This is a genomic window from Phyllobacterium sophorae (assembly GCF_003010965.1).
Taxonomy (GTDB): domain Bacteria; phylum Pseudomonadota; class Alphaproteobacteria; order Rhizobiales; family Rhizobiaceae; genus Phyllobacterium; species Phyllobacterium sophorae.
In genome coordinates this window covers 26,672-45,813 of sequence record NZ_PGGM01000006.1, presented here as the reverse complement: position 1 = coordinate 45,813, position 19,142 = coordinate 26,672, and the positions used below count along the sequence as shown (strand labels likewise).

25 protein-coding genes are annotated in these 19,142 nt (G+C 57.4%); 11 read left to right on the top strand and 14 right to left on the bottom strand.

All coding sequences use genetic code 11. The features are described 5' to 3' along the window. The first annotated feature begins 51 nt into the window (after positions 1–51). The 5 genes from CU103_RS14575 to CU103_RS14555 all read left to right on the top strand — a co-directional run bounded on the left by CU103_RS14575 (position 52) and on the right by CU103_RS14555 (position 3,379). Entirely contained in the window at positions 52–309 is a 258-nt protein-coding gene (locus tag CU103_RS14575; protein ID WP_099999510.1) for a hypothetical protein, read from the top strand. Positions 310–331: 22 nt separating this feature from the next. Next, entirely contained in the window at positions 332–1,126 is a 795-nt protein-coding gene (locus CU103_RS14570) for a hypothetical protein (RefSeq protein WP_106664706.1), read from the top strand. 102 nt (positions 1,127–1,228) lie between these two features. Further along, a complete protein-coding gene (locus CU103_RS14565) occupies positions 1,229–1,687 on the top strand; it encodes a carboxymuconolactone decarboxylase family protein (protein WP_106664705.1) in 459 nt (152 codons plus the stop codon). Further along, positions 1,674–2,564, top strand: a complete 891-nt coding sequence (locus CU103_RS14560; protein WP_410010310.1) for a sigma-70 family RNA polymerase sigma factor — start codon at positions 1,674–1,676, stop codon at positions 2,562–2,564. Before CU103_RS14565 ends, CU103_RS14560 begins: the two co-directional genes overlap by 14 nt. Before the next feature lie 29 nt (positions 2,565–2,593). Then, on the top strand, positions 2,594–3,379 hold the full coding sequence (locus CU103_RS14555; RefSeq protein WP_245448801.1) for a PhzF family phenazine biosynthesis protein: 786 nt from the start codon (positions 2,594–2,596) through the stop codon (positions 3,377–3,379). Positions 3,380–3,388: 9 nt separating this feature from the next. On the opposite strand, the gene CU103_RS14550 is transcribed toward CU103_RS14555, so the two are convergent. The 3 genes from CU103_RS14550 to CU103_RS14540 form a co-directional block, all read right to left on the bottom strand. Continuing rightward, on the bottom strand, positions 3,389–3,670 hold the full coding sequence (locus CU103_RS14550) for a BrnA antitoxin family protein (protein WP_106664702.1): 282 nt from the start codon (positions 3,668–3,670) through the stop codon (positions 3,389–3,391). Continuing rightward, entirely contained in the window at positions 3,633–3,926 is a 294-nt protein-coding gene (locus tag CU103_RS14545; protein ID WP_106664701.1) for a BrnT family toxin, read from the bottom strand. Before CU103_RS14545 ends, CU103_RS14550 begins: the two co-directional genes overlap by 38 nt. Before the next feature lie 67 nt (positions 3,927–3,993). Further along, entirely contained in the window at positions 3,994–5,328 is a 1,335-nt protein-coding gene (locus CU103_RS14540; RefSeq protein WP_106664699.1) for a dihydroorotase, read from the bottom strand. A gap of 76 nt (positions 5,329–5,404) precedes the next feature. On the opposite strand from CU103_RS14540, the gene ygfZ reads away from it, so the two are divergent. Genes ygfZ through CU103_RS14515 form a run of 5 tightly spaced genes read left to right on the top strand, consistent with a single transcriptional unit; the run spans position 5,405 to position 8,913 of the window. Next, entirely contained in the window at positions 5,405–6,256 is an 852-nt protein-coding gene (gene ygfZ, locus CU103_RS14535; RefSeq protein ID WP_106664698.1) for a CAF17-like 4Fe-4S cluster assembly/insertion protein YgfZ, read from the top strand. 13 nt (positions 6,257–6,269) lie between these two features. After that, complete coding sequence (locus CU103_RS14530) at positions 6,270–6,908, top strand: YfbR-like 5'-deoxynucleotidase (protein ID WP_106664696.1); 639 nt, start codon at positions 6,270–6,272, stop codon at positions 6,906–6,908. A 4-nt stretch (positions 6,909–6,912) separates the two neighbouring features. Beyond that, positions 6,913–7,428 carry a tyrosine phosphatase family protein gene (locus tag CU103_RS14525; RefSeq protein WP_106664694.1) on the top strand — a complete coding sequence of 172 codons (516 nt, stop codon included), beginning with the start codon at positions 6,913–6,915 and terminating at the stop codon, positions 7,426–7,428. A 2-nt stretch (positions 7,429–7,430) separates the two neighbouring features. After that, on the top strand, positions 7,431–8,390 hold the full coding sequence (locus tag CU103_RS14520) for an NUDIX hydrolase (RefSeq protein WP_106664693.1): 960 nt from the start codon (positions 7,431–7,433) through the stop codon (positions 8,388–8,390). A 10-nt stretch (positions 8,391–8,400) separates the two neighbouring features. Next, positions 8,401–8,913, top strand: a complete 513-nt coding sequence (locus CU103_RS14515) for a cupin domain-containing protein (RefSeq protein ID WP_106664692.1) — start codon at positions 8,401–8,403, stop codon at positions 8,911–8,913. 8 nt (positions 8,914–8,921) lie between these two features. Here the strand turns inward: CU103_RS14515 and panB are convergent, their stop codons facing one another. The 6 genes from panB to CU103_RS31100 all read right to left on the bottom strand — a co-directional run bounded on the left by panB (position 8,922) and on the right by CU103_RS31100 (position 14,592). Further along, the gene (panB, locus tag CU103_RS14510; RefSeq protein ID WP_106664690.1) at positions 8,922–9,737 is read right to left on the bottom strand and encodes a 3-methyl-2-oxobutanoate hydroxymethyltransferase; all 816 of its coding nucleotides are present in this window, start codon (positions 9,735–9,737) and stop codon (positions 8,922–8,924) included. Between the two features lie 23 nt (positions 9,738–9,760). Beyond that, positions 9,761–10,606, bottom strand: coding sequence for a pantoate--beta-alanine ligase (gene panC / locus CU103_RS14505; protein ID WP_106664688.1), 846 nt, complete (start codon positions 10,604–10,606; stop codon positions 9,761–9,763). Further along, positions 10,603–11,487, bottom strand: a complete 885-nt coding sequence (gene nadC / locus CU103_RS14500; protein WP_106664686.1) for a carboxylating nicotinate-nucleotide diphosphorylase — start codon at positions 11,485–11,487, stop codon at positions 10,603–10,605. Before nadC ends, panC begins: the two co-directional genes overlap by 4 nt. Further along, complete coding sequence (locus CU103_RS14495; protein ID WP_106664684.1) at positions 11,487–13,046, bottom strand: L-aspartate oxidase; 1,560 nt, start codon at positions 13,044–13,046, stop codon at positions 11,487–11,489. Before CU103_RS14495 ends, nadC begins: the two co-directional genes overlap by 1 nt. 17 nt (positions 13,047–13,063) lie before the next feature. Beyond that, positions 13,064–14,137, bottom strand: a complete 1,074-nt coding sequence (gene nadA / locus CU103_RS14490) for a quinolinate synthase NadA (RefSeq protein ID WP_106664682.1) — start codon at positions 14,135–14,137, stop codon at positions 13,064–13,066. A gap of 221 nt (positions 14,138–14,358) precedes the next feature. Beyond that, on the bottom strand, positions 14,359–14,592 hold the full coding sequence (locus CU103_RS31100) for a hypothetical protein (RefSeq protein ID WP_146147801.1): 234 nt from the start codon (positions 14,590–14,592) through the stop codon (positions 14,359–14,361). Between the two features lie 154 nt (positions 14,593–14,746). On the opposite strand from CU103_RS31100, the gene CU103_RS14485 reads away from it, so the two are divergent. After that, positions 14,747–15,985 carry an MFS transporter gene (locus tag CU103_RS14485; RefSeq protein ID WP_106664680.1) on the top strand — a complete coding sequence of 413 codons (1,239 nt, stop codon included), beginning with the start codon at positions 14,747–14,749 and terminating at the stop codon, positions 15,983–15,985. A gap of 4 nt (positions 15,986–15,989) precedes the next feature. Here the strand turns inward: CU103_RS14485 and CU103_RS14480 are convergent, their stop codons facing one another. From CU103_RS14480 to rnc, 5 genes are read right to left on the bottom strand one after another with little or no spacing between them, the layout of a single operon-like run. Then, on the bottom strand, positions 15,990–16,208 hold the full coding sequence (locus CU103_RS14480; protein ID WP_106664678.1) for a hypothetical protein: 219 nt from the start codon (positions 16,206–16,208) through the stop codon (positions 15,990–15,992). Beyond that, entirely contained in the window at positions 16,183–16,701 is a 519-nt protein-coding gene (locus tag CU103_RS14475; RefSeq protein ID WP_106664676.1) for a PaaI family thioesterase, read from the bottom strand. The genes CU103_RS14480 and CU103_RS14475 overlap by 26 nt, the downstream gene beginning before the upstream one ends. Continuing rightward, the gene (recO, locus tag CU103_RS14470) at positions 16,698–17,474 is read right to left on the bottom strand and encodes a DNA repair protein RecO (protein ID WP_106664674.1); all 777 of its coding nucleotides are present in this window, start codon (positions 17,472–17,474) and stop codon (positions 16,698–16,700) included. The genes CU103_RS14475 and recO overlap by 4 nt, the downstream gene beginning before the upstream one ends. A gap of 18 nt (positions 17,475–17,492) precedes the next feature. Continuing rightward, a complete protein-coding gene (era, locus tag CU103_RS14465) occupies positions 17,493–18,431 on the bottom strand; it encodes a GTPase Era (protein ID WP_106664673.1) in 939 nt (312 codons plus the stop codon). After that, positions 18,424–19,140, bottom strand: coding sequence for a ribonuclease III (gene rnc / locus CU103_RS14460; RefSeq protein WP_106664672.1), 717 nt, complete (start codon positions 19,138–19,140; stop codon positions 18,424–18,426). Before rnc ends, era begins: the two co-directional genes overlap by 8 nt. Positions 19,141–19,142: the final 2 nt, after the last annotated feature.

The window sequence follows — 19,142 nt, the reverse complement described above, 5'->3', positions numbered from 1 at the left end:
GTATTGTTTAGCGGTAGTTTAAGAATTGGCCCCGGCCAAGGATGGTATATCATGAACATGACATCGACGGACCTTGATAGGTTGGTTGCAGAAGAAAAAAAGCTGGTTGCGATCGAATATCAGAATGAAGTCTGGGCTGATGGCACGCTTGAAGGTATCGAACCCGAAATTATGGCCGAAGCCGCTTTCGCAACCGCGTTGACCGAATTGATCCGCGATAACGGCGAAGTGTCTGCGCTGGCCTTGCTTGAAGTGCTGCGTGAACGTATTTCTGCGGGCGAGTTTTCATCGAATCGCGTCCTGCAATAGTTCAACACCCGGGTGATCCTGCATGCTTGAAAAGCACTTTTCCGCTTCCGCGATCGTTAGAACCAGTTTTCTAGCGGCAGCTGTCTGTGCTTTCAGCTTTCCAGCTCTGTCGGCTGGTCGTGATATGCCGGTTCAACTCGCCCTCAGCGAAATCAAGAAAGAAGAACTTCCAAAAACCGCCGAACCAGCGCCGGCCAAACCGGGTGCCGAGCAGGAGCCTGAGGACGAGGCGCAAACCCCATCGGATTCCGGTAAGCCTGCTGCAGCGCCGGAAAGTCCTGCTGAAACGGAGAGCGGCAGTACTCCGGCCACCAATCCAGCAATGCCAAATGCCAAGGAAGGCGCCCCTGTCCCACAGGTCGAGTATGACGTCACCAAGCTGCCCTTCCCCGTACAGAAAATGCGCGAACTGATCCTTACGGCTGCAAAATCAGGGTCGATCGAGGCGCTTCGCCCACTGATCGGTTCGGGTGATGATGTCACCATGCTTTCGCTCGCCGACATCGAGGGCGATCCTCTCGCCTATCTGAAAACCTTGGCGGGTGACCCGGACGGCCAGGAAATCCTGGCGATCCTCGTCGACGTGCTGGAGTCCGGCTACGTGCATCTGGATGCCGGCACCGCGGACGAACTCTATGTCTGGCCGTACTTCTTTGCATACCCACTCGACAAACTCGAGCCGAAGCAGAAAGTTGAGCTCTTCCAGATCGTCACTGCGGGTGACTATGAGGAGATGAAGCAGTTCGGAACATACGTGTTCTATCGCCTCGGCATCACTCCGAAAGGCCGCTGGCGGTTTTTTGTGACTGGCGACTAACTTTTTCCGGACCGTCGTAAAATAATTAGCGCGCATGTCACATTTGGTTGCGCTGTCTCGTCTTGTGTTCAGGCAACTGAATGCCCGACAAGGAGAGATATCATGAAAGCGAGACTGAACCCCTTCAACCACGAAGCCACCATCAAGCCGATGCTCAAGATGGAGGAGAGTGTGGTCAGTAGCGGACTGGAAATCAGCCTGATCGAACTCGTCAAGATGCGGGCTTCGCAGATCAATGGCTGCGCCTTCTGCCTCGACATGCATTCGAAAGATGCACGCAGCAAGGGCGAGACTGAACAGCGCCTCTATCTCCTCAACGCCTGGCGGGAATCGCCGCTCTACAGCGAACGTGAACGGGCTGCCCTTGCTTGGACGGAGGCCTTGACGCTCGTTGCCATGACCCATGCGCCGGATAGCGACTACGAGACGTTGAAGGAACATTTCACCGAAGAGGAGATCGTCAAACTGTCCATGCTGATCGTCACCATTAATGGATGGAACCGTCTGGCCATCGGTTTCCGCTCGATTCATCCGGTAGAAAAAGATCGTGCCGCAGCCTGAAAATCCGGCTGAAACGTTCAACCGCCTCAGACCGCGATTGACCCGCATTGCCTATCGCATGCTCGGATCGGTCGCGGAGGCGGAAGATATTGTACAGGAAGGCTTCATTCGCTGGCATCAGGCCGACCGGTCCGAGGTGCGCAGCGCAGAAGCCTTTCTGGTGCGTACCGTCACGCGGCTTTGCCTTGACCATTTGAAATCTGCCCGCGTTCGAAGGGAAACCTATGTGGGCAACTGGCTGCCTGAGCCGATATTCGACCCGAGCGAAGAGGAGTCGGACAGCGACATCACTCTGACGTTAATGGTGGCTCTCGAGCGGCTTTCGCCACTCGAGCGCGCCGCGTTCCTGCTGCACGACGTGTTCGGGCAGGAGTTCAACCAGATCTCCGAAGCGATTGGCCGCGATCCGGCGACGTGCCGCCAGCTTGCGAGCCGGGCACGAAACCATGTCCAGCAGGCCAAGCCACGTTTCCCGGTGTCGGACGAACAGGGGCGGAATATCGCAAAGGCTTTCTTCACAGCGTCGCGCAGCGGCGATATGCAAGCGCTGCAATCGCTCCTGGCCGAGGACGTCGTCATGTATGCTGACGGCGGCGGAATTCGCCCTTCCACGATCAACCCCATCTATACGATGGACAGGGTTTCGCGCTTCTTCGATGGCATTGCCCGCCGGATGGAGTACCAGTTCCCGCCGATCTTGCACGAGGGATTGATCGATGGGTTGCCGGGTTTCGTGACAACAGAGTTTGATGGCATTCCGCAGACAACGGCTCTCGAGATCGAGAACGGCAAGATCAAGACGATATATATCGTGCGCAACCCGGAAAAACTCGGCCATCTGGCATTTGCGAAATCGTCGTCGCAGGGTACAGCTTGACGCAATTTTCCACGCAATGGACGGTGCCCATGACCAAGCTGACGATGTATCAGGTCGATGCCTTCGCAACTGAACTCTTCAGCGGCAATCCCGCCGCTGTACTCGTTCTGGATGACTGGCTATCCGACGTGACGATGCAGGCGATTGCGGCGGAGAACAATTTGGCCGAGACGGCCTTTGCAAAGCGCACCGCCAGTGGCTGGGATCTGCGCTGGTTCACGCCAGTCCATGAGGTCGATTTCTGCGGTCATGCCACACTAGCTACATCTCATGTACTCGCCAACGAGCTTGGGGTCGAAGGTGAACTGGTTTTTGAAACGCGCGTTGGGACATTGCGCGTCAGTCGTAGCAACTCAGGCTATCAGCTTGATTTTCCGAGCTTTCCTCCAGAGCCCATCAAAGAGATGCCGCCACTGCTGAAAGAAATCGTTGGCAAAAACGTACCGGCGTTCAAGAACTTCGAAAACCTGTTCGTCGAATTGGAGGACGAGCAGGCTGTGCGCGATTTCGTTCCAGACCTGCCGAAGATCACGGACCTTGGTCCCCTTGGGCTCGTCGTTACGGCGGAAGGAAACGAACATGATTTCGTCTCCCGCTATTTCGCGCCCTACGCGGGTATTCCGGAAGATCCCGTGACCGGTTCGACCCATGCGACGCTGGTACCGTACTGGGCGGAAAAGCTTGGAAAGGCCAGGCTGTCGGCCTTTCAGCGCTCAAAGCGCGGCGGGCATCTCCTCTGCGAGCTCGCCGGTGACCGCGTGCTTGTGACCGGATCGGCAGTCACTTTCATGAAGGCTGAGATTTACCTGGTCTAAACTACAACATCACCGGTTGTGTTTATGAGCTTCCACATACGCCCGCAACACCGCGTTCATGCGCGTGAGGTGCCCTTTGCCGTGCGCCTTGAACCATTCGACGACATCCGTGTCCAGACGCAAATGAACAGATGTCTTGCCGCCAGGCATGACGACGCGAGCGTTGTTCCAAAAACTTTCGCCTAAGGATTCCGCTTCAGGCGCATCGAGATATGCCTGATCTTCTTGGGGATCACGCATACTTACAATCTCGCTAAGCGAGTGTTTTGCGGTAGTAGATTTCTTGTTCATATTTTCCCGCTTTCTGCGCGCTGATAATGCGTATGACCTTGTCAGCACGGCGCGTATACACAACGCGATAGATCTTAAAATCCACTCGACCGAGCGCTATAAACCGCAGTTCGCCGTAGTCCTCACGCACGTCAACATATTCAAGAATCTCATTTGCGAAAATCTTTGCGGCGTTTGGAAACGAGATTCCATGTTTGACTATATTGCTTTTGGCTTTTTCTACATCCCATTCAAATTGGAGCTCGACATCCTTCAAGATAGCCTTCCCTTATATACATAAATGTGTACACAATATCAACTTACTCGTAATATTCTTCGTGCATTCAATTTTGAGGCAGCGCTTCGCCAAACAGCACCGGTTCACCCCGCGAAGGCGTGACGATCTCACCTTCCCACATGACCTTTTGACCGCGAATGATGGTGCCGACCGGCCAGCCAGTGACGGTCTTGCCGTCATAGGGCGTCCAGCCCGCCTTCGAGCCAACCTGCGCATTGGTAATGGTTTCGCGCCGCTTCATATCGACGATCGTCAAATCGGCGTCATAGCCGACTGCGATGCGGCCCTTGCGGGCCATGCCGAACAGGCGGTTCGGGCCATGCGAGCTCAGGTCGACAAAGCGCTCGATGGACATGCGGCCAGCATTTACATGATCGAGCATGATCGGCACCAGCGTCTGTACGCCGGTCATCCCCGAGGGGGACGCTGGATACGGTTTTGATTTTTCTTCAAGCGTATGCGGTGCGTGGTCGGAACCAAGCACATCGACAATCCCCTGCCCGATACCCTTCCAGACGCCATCGCGATGACGCGCGTCACGCACTGGCGGGTTCATCTGCAGCAGCGTTCCGAGCGTCGCATACTGACTGGCGTCGAGCGTCAGGTGATGCGGCGTCGCCTCGCAGCTTGCAACATCCTTGTGATCTTTCAGGAAATCGATCTCTTCGGCCGTCGAGATATGCAGGACGTGTATGCGCGCGCGAGTTTCGCGCGCGATCCGCACCAGCCGTTGGGTGCATTTGAGCGCCGCGATTTCGTCTCGCCATACCGGATGAGACGAGGGATCACCCGGTATGCGGAAACTCTCGCGCTCGCGCAGGCGGAATTCGTCTTCCGAATGGAAGGCGGCACGACGGCGCGTATTCTTGAGGATCGAACGCACGCCCTCATCGTCCTCGACGAGAAGGTCGCCGGTGGAGGAACCCATGAACACCTTGATGCCGGCGGCGCCGGGCAATCGCTCGAGCTCGGCAACATCATTGGCATTGTCGCGCGTGCCGCCGACCCAGAAGGCAAAGTCGCAATGCATGCGGTGTTGGCCGCGCCGCACCTTGTCTTCGAGCGTTTCGGCAGAAGTGGTCAGCGGCTTGGTGTTCGGCATTTCAAAGACGGCGGTAACACCACCGAGAACAGCGGAGCGCGAGCCACTTTCCAGATCTTCCTTATGCTCAAGACCCGGCTCGCGAAAATGCACCTGGCTGTCGACGACACCGGGCAGGATATGCAGTCCGGTGGCATCGATGATCTCGCCCGCGGAGGCATTGCCAAGATTGCCGATAGCGGCAATGCTGCCATTGCTGATACCGATATCGCGCAACCCGACCCCATCCTGGTTGACGACAATACCGCTTCGATAAATCGTGTCGAAACCTTGAGCCATTTGCTTTCCGTTCCCGTCTTGCACACCTCGTCCTTGCGGATTACGTAACAGGGACGCGAAAGGCAAGGGTGATGCGATGCCATCGGCAAGTTTAAACGAAAGAGCCGTCCTCAACGTGACCGGCGAGGATGCTGAAGATTTCCTCCAGAACCTGATAACCACCGACCTCGACACGCTTGAACGCGGGGATCTGAAACCCGGCGCTCTCCTCAATCCGCAAGGCAAGATCCTGTTCGAATTCCTCGTTTCACGCAATGGCGATGGTTTGCGCCTCGATGCGCTGCGGACTTCCACCGGCGACTTTTTGAAGCGGCTCACACTCTACAAATTGCGCGCCAAGGTACAAATTGTCGTTGATTCAGAAATGCTTGTCCATGTTTCCTGGGAAGAGGATTCAAAGCCTTCGGAAACTGAATCAATTGTGCATGACCGGCGGTTTCCTGATGCTTTGAATGTCAGACGTCACTACGGCGGGGCGCAAGGGCCTGGGGGAAACGGGATGGCCTGGACCGCTCTTCGTATCGCCCATGGTGTTGCAGAAGCCCCGAACGACTATGGACTTGGCGATGCTTTCCCACATGACATCAATCTGGATCAGACAGGTGGTGTTTCATTCAGGAAGGGCTGCTTTGTTGGCCAGGAAGTGGTCTCCCGCATGCAGCATCGGGGTACGGCAAGGCGGCGCATCCTTATTGCTAGCGGCCCGTCGGATTTGCCGGAAACCGGCACGCCAATTACCGCCAATAACCGTGAGATCGGCACGCTTGGCAGTGTCGCTGGAAAAACCGGACTGGCGCTTGTCCGTATCGACCGCGTGAAAGATGCGACGGACAACGGCATGCCCATTATGGCAGGAGAAACTGCCATCCACCTTGCCATTCCCGCAGAACACCGGTTTACATTCCCCGAGGCAACGCAAGAGGCCTGATCGGGGATTGTCAATGCCAGCAAAGCCGCTCACCATTGTACTGAAGAAAACCGAGTTGAGAGCCTGGCAGCGTATGCTTTCCGGCCGCCGGTTGGATTTGCTTGACCCCTCTCCGCTGGACATTGAAATCGAAGACATCGCCCAAGGCCTCGCACGCGTCGCGCGATGGAATGGCCAGACCATCGGTGATCATGCTTTTTCAGTGGCGCAGCATTCGCTGCTGGTTGAAGAAATCTTCGGCACGATCGTTCCGGACGCGACCACCGAACAGCGTTTGATCGCTCTGCTGCACGATGCGCCGGAGTATGTGATCGGCGACATGATCTCACCGTTCAAAGCCGTCGTGGGGGGAGATTACAAAAGCGTTGAATTGCGATTGCAGCATGCCATTCATCTGCGGTTCTCACTGAAACCGGTTGTCAAGCAAGACCTTCGCGCTTTGATCAAACGTGCAGATGCGATTGCGGCTTATTACGAAGCCACGCGCCTTGCTGGCTTTGCCGAGAAGGAAGCCGTACAGTTTTTTGGTCGGCCGCGCGGAATTGACCCGCAAGGTCTCGACTTGATTCCCTTGGCGACCCAGAATGTACAAAACGCTTTTCTGCAGCGGTTTGCGTCTCTCGACAAGCAACGTGCGCAGAGCCAAGGATAACATCATGCCGCATATCGTCGTTTCACCCCTTTCCCGCCTTGCCGAGTCGGCGACCCGGTTTGGCGCACGCGACATGATCACGCTGATCAACATCGGTACGCCCGTCCCGCGACCTGTGGAAATAGTCGAGGAGCGGCATTTGTTTCTCGGTTTCAACGATATTGTCGAGCCTACGGAAGGCATGACGCATCCAATCGCCGACCATGTCAGCGACTTGATTGCATTTGGCCGGCGCTGGGATCGCGAGGCACCTCTCCTCATTCACTGCTATGCCGGCATCTCGCGCTCGACCGCGGGTGCCTACATCACCGCATTGGCGCTCAACCCGGAGCTTGACGAAGTGCATCTGGCTCAGGTTCTGCGTCGCAACGCGCCTTCTGCTACGCCCAACAGCCGGCTCGTGGCACTGGCCGACGATATGCTTGGGCGTCAGGGCCGGATGGTCGATGCGATCAAGGCAATCGGACGTGGCGAAGAGGCTTTTGAAGGTACGCCCTTCATTCTTCCGCTCGTGGTGTGACCATGACCGGTACGCCCAATGCGGTTGAGATAAACCTGAGTGCCGCCATCGTCGCCGTGGCCAATAATGATCCGCTGATCCTGACCACGCCATCCGGCGACGATGCCGAACGCGACGAGCTGCCATTCGGTCCATTCAATCCCCTGCAGCATCGAACGTTCGAGACGGGTCTGCGTGAATGGGTGGCGGAACAGACGCCCTTGCGGCTCGGATATGTCGAACAGCTTTATACGTTCGGCGATCGGGGGCGACACAAAACTGCCGAAGATCGGGACCTGCACATCGTCTCGGTGGGTTATCTTGCGCTCACCCGCACGACGGACGACAACAAGGAGGCTCTGCGCAAATCCGGCGCGCGCTGGCGTAGCTGGTATTCTTTCCTGCCTTGGGAGGACTGGCGCACTGGCAAACCCGTCATGATCGACGAGATGATCCGACCCGCATTGCATGCGTGGGCCGAGAAAAGCGGCGTGCCGGCGCGACTCAGCCGGTTTCGGCTTGCATTTGGCGATGACGGCATTGCCTGGGATGAAGAGCGCGTGCTCGAACGCTACGAACTCCTGTATGAAGCGGGCTTGATAGAAGAGGCGGTGCGGGACGGCCGTGCCGAGCGTACTGAGCTCTCGCGCATGCTGGGACTGCCGATGAGCTTCGACCACCGGCGCATCCTTGCGACGGCGATATCCCGGCTGCGCGCCAAGCTCAAATACCGGCCTGTCGTCTTCGAACTGATGCCGCCCACCTTTACGCTGACCGCGCTTCAGGAGACCGTAGAGGCAATTTCCGGGCGGCACCTGCACAAGCAGAACTTCCGCAGGCTGGTCGAGACAACGGAACTTGTTGAGCCCACTGGTGCTGAACAGACACAAGCGCGGGGCAGACCGGCGGCGCTTTATCGCTTCCGCCACAACGTGCTGGAAGAGCGCAGCGTGGCAGGCCTCAGGGTGGGCGGCAGAGGATAGGGAGAGTGAAATGGACGACAAACCGACATCGCTCAATGCCGACGGCATTTCCGAACCATTCGCGTCGGACACAGTGCCCTGGGAAGAATGGTCGCAAGGCAGCCGCTATGGAAGCAAGTTTCGCTATCTTTCCGGCTTTGGCGGCGCCAATCACGTCGGTGTGCAATTGGAAGAACTCGCGCCAGGCATGGAGTCGAGCCTGAACCACTATCATATGCTGGAGGAAGAGCAGGCATTCATCCTTGAAGGTGAAATGACGCTGCGGCTCGGCGACAAGACCTACCGGATGAAAGCTGGCGACCATGTCGTCTTTCCCGCGGGACAGAAGGCCGGCCATTCCTTCTACAATCACAGCGATGCGCCATGCCGCTTTATCATGATCGGCGAGAAAAACCCGAACGAGGTTGTGTTCTATCCCGAAACCGGACGTATCGGCGTTCGGCTGATGGGCGAAGGGTATGACAGATCAGCCGTCATGGAATACTGGCAAGGGGCGGATACAGACCGGAAAAATCGCGATTGAGTAATCCGCTATTTCAACAGGTAGACGTTTTCGTCAGCGGGGAACGCCCGCGAGCGCACGTCGTCTGCGTAGGCTTTGACGGCCTGGTCGATGACGGTGCTCACGGAACCGTAAACCTTGACGAATTTGGGCGGCTTTGGGTTATAGCCGAGCATGTCTTCGAGGACGAGGATCTGACCGTCGCATTCCCTCGAGCCGCCAATGCCGATAGTTGGGATAGCCGTTTCGCGCGAAATCTCCGCAGCCAGCGGTTCAACAATGCCTTCAAGCACAACGGAAAAGGCACCCGCCGCGCTTACCGCCTGCGCATCGGCCTTGATAATCGGCCATAACGCAGTGTCACGGCCTTGCGTCTTAAAGCCACCGAGCGTGTTGATCGATTGCGGGGTCAGCCCGATATGCGCCATCACCGGAATACCGCGCTCGGTGAGGAAGCGGATGGTGTCGGCCATGCGGACACCGCCTTCAAGCTTGACCGCACCACAGCCGGTTTCCTGCATGACGCGCGCAGCATTGCGAAATGCCATTGCGGGGCTTTCCTCATAGGAGCCAAAGGGCATATCGACCACAACCATGGCCCGTTTCGAACCGCGCACGACGGCCTTACCATGGGCGATCATCAGATCCAGCGACACGCCGAGCGTTGATTCCATGGCGTAGAGAACCATGCCAAGACTGTCGCCCACGAGAAGAATATCCGCATGGCTGTCGACGATGCGGGCGGTGTTGGCGTGATACGAGGTCAGAGCCACGATCGGCTCGCCGCCTTTGCGCCCGCGGATCTCCGGTGCGGTGACGCGGCGTATAACGATTTCCTGGCTCATGTTTCTCCCCTCCCTGGCCTTGCTCAGCCTATGACACGCTGATCGATCAGCCGTACCTTGCCGAAGCGAACGGTCAAAAGGATGACAACTGGCTGCTTGAATTTGCCCGAAACCGCATCAAGTGTCTGTGCATCGCGAATGTCGACAGATTCGATCTCACCGCGCTTCTCCGTTTCAAGGACCGTGCGCACCGCATTGCGAATAGTCGAGACTGAGCGCTGGCCTTTCGCAGCCATTTCCTCCGCTTGAGCCAATGACTTTGCCAGGATGACGGCTTTCTTGCGGTCGGCAGGCGTGAGCATGGCGTTGCGTGAAGAGCAAGCGATGCCGTCCGGCTCGCGTACCGTCGCAACACCGGTGATTTCAATCGGCATATCGAGATCCGCCACCATGCGGCGGATGATTGTCAGTTGCTGATAATCCTTCTCACCGAAAAACGCGTGATCCGGCTGCACTATATTGAACAGTTTGGTGACGACGGTTGTCACACCCCGAAAGTGTCCGGGGCGGATCTTGCCAATCAGTACGCGCGACAGGACAGGGTTATCGACGATCGTATTGGCGCCGGGGCGATAGATTTCGGTGACTTCCGGTGTGAAGACATAGTCAACACCTTCGGCCCTGAGCTTGGCAAGGTCGCCTTCCATGTCGCGCGGATAGGTCGAGAGGTCCTCATTCGGCCCGAACTGCGTGGGGTTGACGAATATCGAAACCACAGTGACATCGCAGGCAGCCTTGGACCGGCGGACCAGTTCCATGTGGCCGATATGCAGATAGCCCATGGTGGGAACGAGGCCGATCGACCTGGTCTTGAGCCGTTCGGATTTAAGAGCAGCACGCAGTTCAGCAATCGTGGCGATGACCTTCATGTCAGTTCAATATCCAATCCGATATCCAGAGTTGGTGCTGCCATAGTGATTTTAGATGTCGAAATATAGTCCACCCCGGTTTCCGCAATCGCTTTGATCGTGTCAAAAGCGATCCCGCCGGACGCTTCGAGTTTTGCACGGCCAGCATTGATTTTTACTGCCTTTTCAAGCAGTTCCGGCCCCATATTATCAAGTAGAATCACATCTGCCTGGACTGACAGTGCTTCCTCCAGCTGGTGAATTCCGTCCACTTCCACTTCGATCTTGACGAGGTGGCCTGCGTAAGCTCGTGCAGCAAGAATTGCCTTTGCCACACCGCCCGCAACAGCAACATGATTGTCCTTGATCAAGATCGCATCGTCGAGGCCAAAGCGATGATTGGCGCCACCACCGCATTTCACAGCGTATTTGGCGAAGGCGCGCATGCCGGGAATTGTCTTGCGGGTGTCGCAAACCTTTGCATTCGTGTGGGCGATCAAATCCGCGAATTTCGCCGTATAGCTGGCGATGCCGCTCAGATGCATAAGATAATTGAGCGCGACCCGCTCTGCAGACAAAATGGCGCGCGCGTTGCCCTCGATTCGTGCGACGTTGTCGCCCCGATTGACCCGGGCGCCATCTTTCACGAGCGCCGTGAATGTCAATGAAGGGTCGATGAGCGCGAAGGCGGCGCGCGCAAAGCCTAAGCCGCAGATCGTCCCGACTTCACGGCTGGAGAGAGCAGCCGCCGCGGTGGCATCTTCCGGCAAGGTCGCATTTGTCGTGATATCGCCTGCCCGGCCGAGATCTTCGAGCAAGGCGGCACGCACAGCACCTTCAATCAACATTTGCGGCAAGGACGGCGGAAAAGCCCTTTGTGCGTCCCCAGGTGTGTTCGCCATCACGCCAGCTCCATCATCTCGTCCACCGTGGCTTCGGCATCGGCAAGGGTCAAAAATGTCCGGTGCTGCCATTCGGGCCGTTTCTCGGGAAAGTCGGTGCGGAAATGACCGCCTCGGCTTTCCTGACGGCGCAAAGCGCTGACGGCAACCAGCTTGGCCGTCGCCAGAACATTCCGGAAAGCCGCGTCCCGATTGGTCGTCTCAAGCGCAACGATGGTCGTGAGCCCCTCCAGCATACCTTCGCGATCGCGGATGACGCCAAAGCTGGCGCTCATCGTCTTACGCAGCCTGCTCATCGCGGCCGTATCCGCCTCGGCAACCAGATCGTCCCTGTCGATCGAGCCCTTTGACCAGTCTTCCGCGTGCTTCGCCTCACCCTTGCCGATTTTGGCAGCTATGCGCGCCGAGAACACTACCGCTTCGAGCAGCGAATTCGACGCAAGACGGTTGGCGCCATGTGCGCCTGTTGACGTGCATTCGCCACAGGCCCAAAGGCCGTTGATCGAGGTGCGTCCGTCCTCGTCTGTCAGGATTCCGCCCATGAAATAGTGCGCCGCAGGCACAACAGGAATAGGTTCGACGGCCGGGTCGATGCCGGCATCGCGGCAATATTTGTAGACGGTGGGGAATTCTTCGGCAAATGTCGTGCCCACAGCCTTGGTGCAATCCAGCCAAGCCCCTCGCCCGCCCGTGACCTCGGCATAAATGCCGCGCGCCACGACATCGCGCGGTGCGAGTTCCGCGTCGGGATCGATCTTCAGCATGAACCGTTCGCCCGCGCGATTGATCAGCGTTGCGCCATGCCCGCGCAGAGCTTCCGTTGCCAACGGTGCGGGGTCCTTGTTGACGTCCAGAGCCGTCGGATGAAACTGCACGAATTCCATGTCGGCCATCATCGCGCCGGCACGCGCCGCCATGCCAATCCCCTCGCCGCGCGCTTCTGATGGATTTGTGGTAACAGCGTAAAGATGGCCGATGCCACCTGTCGCAATCACAACCGTCCGTGACGCGAGTTTCACCTGCTTGCCGCGTCCAGCTTCCGTTCGCGCGATAACGCCGGTTACAGCGCCCTTTTCGGTTATGATGTCTTCGACCACATATCCCTCCATCACCCGGATGGAAGGCGTGTCCTCGACGGCCTTCACCAGCGCCTGCATGATGGCGCGCCCTGCCATATCGCCGCGAACCCGAACAATGCGGCTTTCCGAATGCGCCGCTTCCCGCGAAACTTGCAGTTTGCCCCCGAGATCACGGTCGAAAGGAACACCATATTCAAGGAGATCGTGGACCCGCACCGCCGCTTCACTTGCCATAAGGCGTGCAATGCCTTCGTCGACGATACCGTCACCCGCTGCAACGGTGTCGGCGACGTGCTTTTCCATCGTATCGCCTTCCGACACCGCAGCTGCGATACCCGCCTGCGCCCAGGCGGAGGAAGCGCCACGACCGATCGGTGCTGCGGCGAGGACAGTGACGGGCCTCGGCGCCAGTTTCAGGGCACAGAAAAGTCCGGCAAGGCCGCCACCGATGATGATGACGGGATCGGATTGTATGGACATGATCGTCGCCTCCGGCGTCAGTTCTTGAGATTGACCATCCGCTCAACCGCCAGGCGCGCGCGTTCGGCGACGAGCGGATCCACATGGATTTCCTCCTTCATATAGACGAGGCTTTCGAGAATGTTTGGGAGCGTAATGCGCTTCATATGCGGGCAGAGGTTGCACGGCTTGATGAATTTCACATCCGGCACTTCCGATTCGATATTGGAAGCCATCGAGCATTCGGTCACCAGAAGCACCTTGGCTGGACGGTTGTCTTTCACATAATTGATCATGCCGCTCGTCGAACCGGTAAAATCCGCGATCGCGACGACTTCCGGCGGGCATTCCGGATGAGCAATGATCTGGATATCCGGATCGGACGCTCTGTAGGCAAGCAATTCGTCCGCTGTAAAGCGCTCGTGTACTTCGCAATGGCCCTTCCAGGTCAGGATCTTGACCTTGGTCTGTGCGGCAACATTCTGGGCGAGGAATTCGTCGGGTATGCACAGTACCCGGTCCACGCCAAAGCTTTCGACCACCTCCACGGCATTGGCCGAAGTGCAGCAAATATCACTTTCGGCCTTAACTTCTGCCGAGGTGTTCACATAGGTGACGATCGGCACGCCCGGATAGGTTTCGCGGAGCAGGCGCACGTCAGCACCGGTGATCGACTCGGCAAGCGAACAGCCCGCCCTCATGTCCGGGATCAGAACGGTCTTGTGCGGGTTTAAGAGCTTCGAGGTTTCAGCCATAAAGTGCACACCGCACTGAACGATGATATCGGCGTCGACCTTGGTGGCTTCCTTGGCGAGCTGGAGCGAATCACCGACGATATCGGCGACACAGTGAAAAATCTCGGGCGTCTGGTAGTTGTGCGCGAGGATAACCGCGTTGCGCCGCTTCTTCAGCCGGTTGATCGCTGCCACATAAGGCGCGTAGACCGGCCATTCGATGCGGGGGACGTGATGGGCAACACGCTGGTAGAGGTGCTCGGTCTCCGCCGCAACCTCGGGCGTGTAGGAAAGATCCGGCATTTCAAGAATACCAAAACGATCCGCTGCAGTCTGACCGGTGATACGGCCATTGGTCGTGCGGGTAGTGCTGGTCATATCCACTTCCTCCTGGACACTCGTCACAGCTCATCATTGGCTCTCGCTCATCCTCGACCATCATTTATACTCACATTGAGCATATTTACGATCAAAAGAAAAACGGCAGGGCCGTCACGATCTACATAGGGGAATATTCAGATGGCTTCAAGTGGCAATAAACGAGAAAGCGAGGGGCCGCCAGAATCGGCGGCCCTCCCCTTGAAAACAAAACTACGACGTTAACCGCCATAAACACCCCCAAGAATGATCTTGCGATCATCACCATAGCGACGGCTGTCCCTTGCACTCCTGGCAGGACTATCACCGCCGACGCGAGGGGTGCAATCGGTGAAAACCTTGGCACCGAAATCACTAGGCCGATCGCAGAAAACCAACGGGCTGACGTTGCCGGAGTTGGCGCAACCCGCGATAGTTACAGCGCCGAGCGCCAGAACAGGCAGTAATAACCGCATATTATCAATCCTTCATTCACTGTATTTGTGCTGCCTGCGCAACGTTCAGTTCCTTGTATCCATCAAACTCATTTAAGTACCAATCAACTCAATTCAATTGATTGGGATGGTAAATGAGATAAACCTGCGTTTCTCAGAAAAAAGGGAAAGCGCCATGTCGCAGAACCAAGCAACAGCCGGCAAGCAAACCGGTGTACCGTGGCTGATTATCATAGCCGGCTGCCTTATTGCACTCATGACGTTCGGTCCCCGCTCTGCCATGGGCTTCTTCCAGCTGCCGCTGCTGGCCGAGAAAGGCTGGGATCGCACTACCTTCGGCATGGCAATGGCCCTGCAGAATCTCTGCTGGGGTGCGGGCCAGCCCTTCTTCGGTGCGATAGCCGACAAATTCGGCACGTGGCGCGTACTGCTTATTTCAGCGATCCTCTATTGCGGCGGCCTATTGATGATGGCGTGGGCCACTTCGCCAAGCTTGCTCTATTTGGGCGGTGGCGTGCTGGTCGGACTTGGCGTTGCAGCGGGCTCGTTCGGCATCATCTTGTCCGCCTTCGCGCGTAACGTGTCCGCTGCCAATCGAACATTCGTCTTCGGTATCGGCACCGCTGCCGGCTCGGCGGGCATGTTCGTTTTCGCACCGATCAGCCAAGGCCTTATCGATCGGGTCGGCTGGTCTGACGGGTTGGTCTATCTTGGCATTGCCATGTTGATCATTCCGGTTCTTGCCATTCCGCTGCGAGGAAATTCTTCGAGCGGCAAGGTCAGCGAAACACAGTACAAACAGTCGATTGGCGAAGCTCTGCGGGAAGCCTTTGGACATAAGAGCTACCTCTTGCTGACGACAGGCTTCTTCGTGTGCGGCTTTCAGGTGGCTTTTATTACCGCACATTTTCCGGCTTATATCGGCGATATCGGTATCGATGCGACCTATGCGGTGCTGGCCCTCGCCTTGATCGGCTTTTTCAATATTATCGGCTCTCTGGCGTCAGGCGTCATCAGCCAACGCTATTCCAAGCCCAAGTTCCTTGCCTACCTCTATCTTGGCCGATCCGTATTGGTCACCGCCTTCCTGCTTCTGCCGCAAACGGGAACTTCGGTAATCGTCTTCTCGATTCTGATGGGGCTGATGTGGCTCTCGACAGTGCCGCCAACGAATTCACTTGTCGCCATCATGTTCGGCACGCGCCATCTCGGCCTGCTCGGAGGCATCGTATTCTTCTCGCACCAGATTGGTTCGTTCCTCGGCGTCTGGCTCGGCGGCTATCTCTACGACCATTTCGGCAGCTATAATCCGGTCTGGTGGCTCGGTGTGGCGCTTGGCATCTTCGCCGCCATCGTCCATTGGCCCATCGAGGAATCAGCAGCGTATCGCCCCGCGCTCCAGCCAGCGGAATAATCCCTCAGGGCTGAAGCCGTTTGCGGATTGGTTCGAATTCCGGTGTAGCCTTGCGCTTCACCGGGTCGGGCCCATTGGCGTCGATCGCTTCCCAGTATCTCCAGCCTGCATCGGCCATGATCGGCGTTACGGGATCCACCTTGCGGATTTCCGCAATGACGAAATCGTAGAAGGCCAGCAGATCGCGCGAACCGCCGTTATTTGCCGCGAACGAAGCTTTCAAGCGGAAAGATAGCGCAGGTCTCGGTGCCATGGGCGAGAAGCTTTCCATTCTTGTCTTTCAGGAAAGCCTCGGATGTCGCAAGGGTACGTCCGCGATGGATCAGCCGCCCCTCACAGAAGACCATTCCCGTTGCAGCTGTTAACGGGCGCACGATGTTCACCTTGAATTCAGCAGTGGTGTAGGCCTCGCCCGGCTTCAGCGTCGTCATGATGCAGCAGGCCAATGCGGAATCCATCAAAGTGGCGATCCAACCGCCATGAATACCGCCTAGTGGATTGAGATGTTCAGGCCTGGGCATGCCCTTGAACACCACGCGGTCCTGTTCGACCTCATGCAGATTGAAGGACAGAGTCTTCGCCATGGGCGGCGCGGGATATTCCCCACGGAGCATGGCCTGCAGAATTTCGAGGCCACCGCGCGTCGCGAGATCGCCAAGCGGCACCAGGCCGATACCGCCGGGGAACTCGACAGCGGACACATCATCATAACTCATGGGAGAACAGACCTTTCCTGACCGGAGCGTCCCTGCGCCGATGCACTCGACAATGATCTCGAAATAGCGGCGAGGAAGCCTTGCCGGGCTTCCGGTGCCTTCTGCGCGCGGGGCTCCCATACATGGCGGTTGAAGAAGAAACTCGTCAGGCGAAAGGCTGCGGTGATTTCGGCGAGCGATGCCGCGCGCACGCTGGAACTAACCATGAAGGGAGGCATTTCCAGGAGCTTGTCCGCCCACGGCGCACCGGCATCGCGCGAAACCGCACGGCCCGTTTTCGGCGAAACAAAGGTAAGGTGCTGATCGCTCCCCGTCGCCGCACAGCGCTTCAAATCGAGGCCAAATCCCAGTTCCTCGAGCATCAGCACTTCGAAACGCAACAGCAGTTCGCCCGCGATCAGCGCATCTTCGCAATGTTCGAGTATGACGGAGAGAATTTCAAAGAGGTTTTCATGCGGGTCACGCTCCGGCAGGAGACGCAGGTGTGCGGCGGCAAGCTGCAACCCGTAGAGTGCCACCGGCTGATCAATGAGCCGCGCTGCGGCGAAACTGACAGGCTCGACCTGCATCATGCCCAGATGCTCGTCCATGCGCGCGCGCCAGATCACATCGACGCGATTGCCGGGCTGAAGCAACGGCTGCATGCGGCGGGAGCGTCCACCGCGCACCAGACCCATATGACGGCCATGTTCACGCGTCATCAGTTCAAGGATGGCGCTGGTTTCCCCGTGCCGCCTCGTTCCAAGGATGATACCTTCGTCTCGCCATTCCATGGATGGAACGTCGCGCTATCAGTGCGGGAATTCAAGGCCCATTTCGCGGTAACGCTCAGGATCATTGCCCCAATTGTCACGAACCTTGACGAACAGGAACAGGTGCACCTTCTGCTCAAGGATTTCCATCAGTTCCTTGCGCGCCGCTTGGCCGATGGATTTGATCGCCTGGCCCTCATGGCCGAGAACGATCTTCTTCTGGCTGTCGCGCTCGACATAGATAACCTGCTGAATGCGAACAGAACCGTCCGGCTTTTCTTCCCAGCTTTCCGTCTCGATGGTTGAGGAATAGGGCAATTCATTGTGCAGACGCAGATAGAGCTTTTCGCGTGTAATTTCCGCCGCGAGCATGCGCATCGGCATATCGGAAATCTGGTCCTCCGGATAATACCACGGCCCTTCCGGCAAATTGTCGGCGAGGTACTTCAACAGATCCTTGCAGCCGTAACCCTTCAGCGCCGAAATCATGAAGGTCTTGTCGAAATTGACTTTCTCATTGGCTTTCTGCGCCAACTCGAGCAGCTTCGGCGCTTCGATGCGGTCGACCTTATTGAGAACGAGGATCACCTTGCGCTTCTTCTCGTGCAGGCTACCCAGGATCGCTTCCGCCTCTTCGTCGATCCCTTGCTCGACATCGATCAGCACCAGAATAAGGTCGGCGTCCTTGGCCCCGCCCCAGGCGGTCGTCACCATGGCGCGATCGAGGCGGCGCTTCGGCTTGAAAATACCGGGCGTGTCGACCAGAACCATCTGTGTCTGCTCGTGAATAACGATGCCGCGAACAAGGGCGCGCGTCGTCTGTACCTTGTGGGTGACGATGGATACCTTGCTGCCGACCAGCTGGTTGATCAGGGTCGACTTGCCTGCATTCGGGGCGCCAATCAAAGCAATGAAGCCCGAACGGGTTGGCACAGCGGGCTTTGTCTCGACCTCGGGTGTCGGTTCCTGATCAGTCATTCGTATCTTCTTCCTGCGCCTTCTGACGGACGCCTTCACGATAAAGCAATGCGACCGCAGCTTCCTGCTCCGCGATGCGCTTCGAACGACCCATACCTGTGGCTGCTTCGAAGCCTTTGACGTCCACCTTCACCGTGAACTGCGGATCATGGTCCGGCCCTGTGCGGTCGATGACGGTATATATAGGCTGCGCACCATCCTGCTGGTGCGCCCATTCCTGCAATTCTGTTTTCGGATCTCGCTGCGCCGAATTGATTTCTCGCGAGCGGGCATTCCAGTAGCGTTCGATGAAAGGTTGCGCCGCTTCCAGTCCGCCGTCCAGATAAATCGTGGCGATCAATGATTCAACCACATCGGCGCGAAGGCTCTTGAGCCGTTTGTCCGCTAATCCCTTTACGTCTGAACCTGTGCGAATGAATTCGTGCAAACCGATTTCGTCGGCAACAGCGGCGCAGGTGTCGGCGTTGACGAGAGAATTAAGCCGCAGCGACAATTCGCCTTCGCTCGCTGTCGGGTAGGCCCTGAACAACAGTTCAGCAATCACCAAGCCGAGTACACGATCGCCAAGAAACTCGAGGCGCTCATAATCGGATCCCGCCGAAGGGCGCGCGCTTGCGTGGGTAAGCGCACGCTCCAGGCGGCCGAGATCGCGAAAAGTGTGCCTCGTCTTTTCTTCCAGTCTGCGAACGGCGTCAGCGGACAGGCTCATCG

Coding starts and splice junctions, on each gene's coding strand:
- CU103_RS14575 (WP_099999510.1), top strand. CDS start 52: ATGAACATGACATCGACGGACCTTGATAGGTTGGTTGCAGAAGAAAAA.
- CU103_RS14570 (WP_106664706.1), top strand. CDS start 332: ATGCTTGAAAAGCACTTTTCCGCTTCCGCGATCGTTAGAACCAGTTTT.
- CU103_RS14565 (WP_106664705.1), top strand. CDS start 1,229: ATGAAAGCGAGACTGAACCCCTTCAACCACGAAGCCACCATCAAGCCG.
- CU103_RS14555 (WP_245448801.1), top strand. CDS start 2,594: ATGACCAAGCTGACGATGTATCAGGTCGATGCCTTCGCAACTGAACTC.
- CU103_RS14550 (WP_106664702.1), bottom strand. CDS start 3,670: ATGAACAAGAAATCTACTACCGCAAAACACTCGCTTAGCGAGATTGTA.
- CU103_RS14540 (WP_106664699.1), bottom strand. CDS start 5,328: ATGGCTCAAGGTTTCGACACGATTTATCGAAGCGGTATTGTCGTCAAC.
- ygfZ (WP_106664698.1), top strand. CDS start 5,405: ATGCCATCGGCAAGTTTAAACGAAAGAGCCGTCCTCAACGTGACCGGC.
- CU103_RS14530 (WP_106664696.1), top strand. CDS start 6,270: ATGCCAGCAAAGCCGCTCACCATTGTACTGAAGAAAACCGAGTTGAGA.
- CU103_RS14525 (WP_106664694.1), top strand. CDS start 6,913: ATGCCGCATATCGTCGTTTCACCCCTTTCCCGCCTTGCCGAGTCGGCG.
- CU103_RS14520 (WP_106664693.1), top strand. CDS start 7,431: ATGACCGGTACGCCCAATGCGGTTGAGATAAACCTGAGTGCCGCCATC.
- CU103_RS14515 (WP_106664692.1), top strand. CDS start 8,401: ATGGACGACAAACCGACATCGCTCAATGCCGACGGCATTTCCGAACCA.
- panB (WP_106664690.1), bottom strand. CDS start 9,737: ATGAGCCAGGAAATCGTTATACGCCGCGTCACCGCACCGGAGATCCGC.
- panC (WP_106664688.1), bottom strand. CDS start 10,606: ATGAAGGTCATCGCCACGATTGCTGAACTGCGTGCTGCTCTTAAATCC.
- nadC (WP_106664686.1), bottom strand. CDS start 11,487: ATGGCGAACACACCTGGGGACGCACAAAGGGCTTTTCCGCCGTCCTTG.
- CU103_RS14495 (WP_106664684.1), bottom strand. CDS start 13,046: ATGTCCATACAATCCGATCCCGTCATCATCATCGGTGGCGGCCTTGCC.
- nadA (WP_106664682.1), bottom strand. CDS start 14,137: ATGACCAGCACTACCCGCACGACCAATGGCCGTATCACCGGTCAGACT.
- CU103_RS31100 (WP_146147801.1), bottom strand. CDS start 14,592: ATGCGGTTATTACTGCCTGTTCTGGCGCTCGGCGCTGTAACTATCGCG.
- CU103_RS14485 (WP_106664680.1), top strand. CDS start 14,747: ATGTCGCAGAACCAAGCAACAGCCGGCAAGCAAACCGGTGTACCGTGG.
- CU103_RS14475 (WP_106664676.1), bottom strand. CDS start 16,701: ATGAGTTATGATGATGTGTCCGCTGTCGAGTTCCCCGGCGGTATCGGC.
- recO (WP_106664674.1), bottom strand. CDS start 17,474: ATGGAATGGCGAGACGAAGGTATCATCCTTGGAACGAGGCGGCACGGG.
- era (WP_106664673.1), bottom strand. CDS start 18,431: ATGACTGATCAGGAACCGACACCCGAGGTCGAGACAAAGCCCGCTGTG.
- rnc (WP_106664672.1), bottom strand. CDS start 19,140: ATGAGCCTGTCCGCTGACGCCGTTCGCAGACTGGAAGAAAAGACGAGG.